Consider the following 4,423-nt stretch of genomic DNA (forward strand, 5'->3'; position numbering starts at 1 on the left):
CTTTTTCTTCCGGCGCGTTATCGATCTGGTCGAAAGCACGAGCGGCACCGCCGTAGGTTTTAGCCAGTACGGTAGTGATGGCAGCAGTCAGGGTAGTTTTACCATGGTCAACGTGGCCGATAGTACCGACGTTGACGTGCGGTTTTGTACGTTCAAATTTTTCTTTAGACATCGATTGTCCCTCTAAGACACGGATAAATCGGTGATATCACCACATCAACCAGGCAACATACCTGAATGTTGAATCCAATAAACAAGAGAGAAGCAGGGAAGGAGAGATAAAGAAGTGGTGCTGATACCCAGAGTCGAACTGGGGACCTCACCCTTACCAAGGGTGCGCTCTACCAACTGAGCCATATCAGCACGTTTGGAGCGGGCAGCGGGAATCGAACCCGCATCATCAGCTTGGAAGGCTGAGGTAATAGCCATTATACGATGCCCGCATCCTGAAACTCGGCTACCCAGTTCTTTCTATAACAAAAAAGAGAAGAATCTCTTTTTTGGTTTGAGCTAACTAGTTTAACCAATCAACTCTGGCTCCGCAAAGCATCGCCGAAAAGATGGTGGTGGGGGAAGGATTCGAACCTTCGAAGTCGATGACGGCAGATTTACAGTCTGCTCCCTTTGGCCGCTCGGGAACCCCACCAGGCACTTGATGGTGCCGACTACCGGAATCGAACTGGTGACCTACTGATTACAAGTCAGTTGCTCTACCTACTGAGCTAAGTCGGCATCAAGTAGCGCGCATTCTAGGGAGACCTGCGAGTTCATGCAACTAAAAAATTGCATAAAATGTTCTATTGCTCACATTTTGTGCTCTGACAAGAGAAAATGGTGTAATTTCAAACAACACAGAACAAAAATACATCACCAGGTGTAAAAAGCAGCGCAAAAAAGGAAACGTACAGCCGTGATTCTGGCACTGCATGTATCCTGTCAACGCTACCGGAGAGCTTCACAAAATAACCCTGTCCGTTCTACGCTGGGCTTTTACACGGTATGACAAATCATTCATCTCTGTGATGATACCTTTAGAAAGCATCATTCAATGAGTTTTTTTCTTATTATTCCTCGCAATCTGGTGTTACCCTCCTGCCCATTGTCCTGATTAACTAGTGTGAAGCACCTCCGCTTTCATATAATTCGGCGGTTGCAAGAGCATGCTTATGAGCCTAAAAGAGCAAACGTTAATGACACCGTATCTACAATTTAACCGTGACCAATGGGCTGCACTGCGTGATTCCGTTCCGATGACGCTGACAGAAGAAGAAATCACGCGGTTAAAAGGCATCAACGAAGATCTTTCTCTGGAAGAAGTTGCAGAAATTTATTTGCCCCTGTCGCGTTTACTCAATTTCTATATCAGTTCTAACTTACGCCGCCAGGCCGTGCTGGAACAATTCCTTGGCACCAATGGGCAACGTATTCCTTATATCATCAGCATTGCGGGTAGTGTTGCTGTGGGTAAAAGCACTACTGCGCGTGTATTGCAGGCTTTGCTCAGTCGTTGGCCTGAACATCGGCATGTAGAACTCATTACGACTGATGGCTTTCTGCATCCTAATGCGGTGTTGAAAGAGCGTGGCCTGATGAAAAAGAAAGGTTTCCCGCAATCTTACGACATGCATCGCCTGGTTAAATTTGTCTCCGATCTGAAATCTGGCGTTCCGAGCACCTCTGCACCGGTCTATTCACACCTGATTTATGATGTTATTCCAGATGGTGATAAAACTGTCACTCAGCCTGATATCTTGATTCTTGAAGGACTAAATGTTTTGCAGAGTGGAATGGATTATCCGCACGATCCACATCATGTATTTGTATCCGATTTCGTGGATTTTTCAATTTACGTTGATGCGCCAGAGGAGTTACTAAAAACATGGTATATCAATCGTTTTTTAAAATTTCGCGAAGGGGCTTTTACCGATCCAGATTCATATTTTCATAATTATGCTCAACTTTCTAAAGACGAAGCGACTGATGTCGCGACGTCTTTATGGAATGAAATTAACCTATTGAATTTAAAAGAAAATATCCTACCCACTCGCGAAAGAGCAAGCCTTATTATGACCAAAAGTACCAATCATTCGGTAAATCAGGTACGGTTACGGAAATAAAACAGGGAGCTTTAACTCCCTTTTTTCATTCAGCACCGCGTAGTGATATCTCACCGCCAATCCATGGTTTTATTACCCCATCCTGTTCCAGTAATAAAGCCCCCTGAGCATCAATACCTCGGGAAATACCAAAGATTTCTTTATCACCAATAATGAGTTTGACTGGACGATGAATAAAGTTATCTAACTTCTCCCAACGGGGCAGGTAAGGTGCTAATCCCTCATGCTCAAAAAGCCGAAAACCAGCACGCAATTCATTAATCAGACAAGCAGCCAGCGTATTGCGATCGATAGAGATCCCTGCTTCCTGCAAACTGATCCAGCCTTGATTGACAATATCGGACTCTACATGACGCATCATCAAGTTGATACCAACCCCACTGACTATTTGTGCTGCATCCCCGGTTTTTCCCGTCAGCTCCACAAGGATGCCTGCGAGTTTTCGGTCTTGCAGATAAAGATCATTCGGCCATTTAACCCGTACTTTTTCAGCACCGAGGCGCTGCAGTACCTCGGCAATGACGATTCCAATGACCAAACTCAAACCAATAGCAGCAGCTGGCCCCTGCTCCAGGCGCCAGTACATAGAAAGATAAAGGTTAGTACCAAACGGCGAGAACCACTTACGCCCGCGGCGTCCACGGCCAGCTTGCTGATATTCTGCCACGCAGGCATCACCTGATTGCAGCTCGCTCAGTCTGTCCAAAAGATACTGATTCGTAGAACCAATGACTGACAGTACAGTCACGCGACCATATTCAACCTGTTTAGAAATGTGTTCTTCGCTCAGTAACTGGACAGGCTCAGATAAACTGTAGCCCTTACCGGGAACAGTAAAGACATCGATTCCCCAGTCACGCAACGTTTGAATATGCTTATTTATTGCCGCCCGACTCATCCCTAAACGCTCACCGAGTTGCTCACCAGAATGAAACTCAGCATCAGCCAGGATAGATATCAGCGTCAGAGGAACGGTATAATCTTTCATGCAATAGCCTCCTCAGCGTTAACTTCACCCATTTCGCCAATAAAACGCACTTCTGGTTGCAGCCAGATATTGAACTTCTCGCCAACCTGCTGGCGTACATAGCGCGCCAGGTTCACCACATCCTCGCTTGTTGCCTCGCTATAATTGATCAATACCAGAGCCTGCTGATGATGGACGGCTGCGCCGCCAATAAGTTTACCTTTAAGCTGGCATTGATCGATAAGCCATCCGGCAGCAAGCTTCATACTGCCATCAGGCTGCGGATAATGCGGAATATTTGGATAGGTCGCCAGTAACTCTTGCGCTGTTTCTGCGCTAATGACTGGATTTTTAAAGAAACTTCCCGCATTGCCATTCACCTTTGGATCGGGAAGTTTGGTCATTCTCATATGACATACGGCATCAAATACCTGACGAGGGGTGACGGTTTGCGGATCAAGTCGGGTTAGATCACCATAGCTCAGAACCGGTTGCCACTCTTTTGCTAACGTCAAACCAACAGCGACGATGGCGTAGCGGTTCTGGTATTCATGCTTAAAAATACTGTCTCGATAACCAAAGCAGCACTCAGCGGCAGAAAAGCGCTGCTTCTGGCCAGTAGTCAGCTCAATACAATCAACGTACTGACAGACTTTTTGTAATTCAATACCGTACGCCCCAATATTTTGTATCGGCGAGGAGCCGGCGCAGCCGGGGATCAGCGCAAGATTTTCCAGGCCGGGCATTCCATTGTCCAGTGTAAACCGTACCAGTTGATGCCAGTTTTCTCCCGCACCAACATGTAAATGCCAGGCATCGGGTGTTTCACTCACTTTTATTCCCATAATCCGGTTGATAATGATCGTGCCACAATAATCATTCAGGAACAGGACATTACTCCCCTCACCCAGAATCATAGCAGGGGAGCGTTCTGCGATGGCACTTTGCCAGGCAGCCAGTAACTGTTTTTCTGTTTCGACACGTACAATCGCTTTGGCAGAACGATCAATACCAAAGGTATTCCAGGGTTTAAGTGAGTGGCTCATAGTGGCTTCCTGATGCTAAATCAGCAGTAGTTTACCGTATATAGTGAGGGAAGGCTTGCCTGATTGTCGGACCCAGAGCCGGGTGACATAGCGCTTACAGCCACGTTATCGCGGGAAATATCAAACGTTCTTAGAAACGCAAAAAGCCCGTCCTTAGGACGGGCTCTTCACTTATTTAATGCCTGGCAGTTTATGGCGGGCGTCCTGCCCGCCACCCTCCGGGCCGTTGCTCCGCAACGTTCAAATCCGCTCCCGGCGGATTTGTCCTCCTCAGGAGAGCGCTCACCGACAAA

4 protein-coding genes and 4 tRNA genes are annotated in these 4,423 nt (G+C 47.0%); 1 reads left to right on the forward strand and 7 read right to left on the reverse strand.

Annotated elements, in window-relative coordinates; translation table 11 throughout:
* The 5 genes from ABK821_RS25165 to ABK821_RS25185 all read right to left on the reverse strand — a co-directional run.
* Positions 1-172 (reverse strand): GTP-binding protein (locus tag ABK821_RS25165; protein WP_072107095.1); only part of this gene is annotated, 172 nt, incomplete at its 3' end.
* Between the two features lie 115 nt (positions 173-287).
* Positions 288-363: transfer RNA gene (locus tag ABK821_RS25170), tRNA-Thr, on the reverse strand.
* 5 nt (positions 364-368) lie between these two features.
* Positions 369-443: transfer RNA gene (locus tag ABK821_RS25175), tRNA-Gly, on the reverse strand.
* Between the two features lie 118 nt (positions 444-561).
* A tRNA-Tyr gene (locus ABK821_RS25180) sits at positions 562-646 on the reverse strand.
* A gap of 10 nt (positions 647-656) precedes the next feature.
* Positions 657-732 (reverse strand) — tRNA-Thr (locus tag ABK821_RS25185).
* A 434-nt stretch (positions 733-1,166) separates the two neighbouring features.
* On the opposite strand from ABK821_RS25185, the gene coaA reads away from it, so the two are divergent.
* Positions 1,167-2,117, forward strand: coding sequence for a type I pantothenate kinase (gene coaA / locus ABK821_RS25190; protein ID WP_138363243.1), 951 nt, complete (start codon positions 1,167-1,169; stop codon positions 2,115-2,117).
* Between the two features lie 25 nt (positions 2,118-2,142).
* On the opposite strand, the gene birA is transcribed toward coaA, so the two are convergent.
* Positions 2,143-3,105 carry a bifunctional biotin--[acetyl-CoA-carboxylase] ligase/biotin operon repressor BirA gene (gene birA, locus ABK821_RS25195; RefSeq protein ID WP_138363244.1) on the reverse strand — a complete coding sequence of 321 codons (963 nt, stop codon included), beginning with the start codon at positions 3,103-3,105 and terminating at the stop codon, positions 2,143-2,145.
* Positions 3,102-4,130 carry a UDP-N-acetylmuramate dehydrogenase gene (murB, locus tag ABK821_RS25200; protein ID WP_142503346.1) on the reverse strand — a complete coding sequence of 343 codons (1,029 nt, stop codon included), beginning with the start codon at positions 4,128-4,130 and terminating at the stop codon, positions 3,102-3,104. The genes birA and murB overlap by 4 nt, the downstream gene beginning before the upstream one ends.
* Between the last annotated feature and the right edge of the window lie 293 nt (positions 4,131-4,423).

It is taken from the genome of Klebsiella sp. KE9456, assembly GCF_043832615.1.
Classification (GTDB): Bacteria; Pseudomonadota; Gammaproteobacteria; order Enterobacterales; family Enterobacteriaceae; genus Klebsiella; species Klebsiella indica.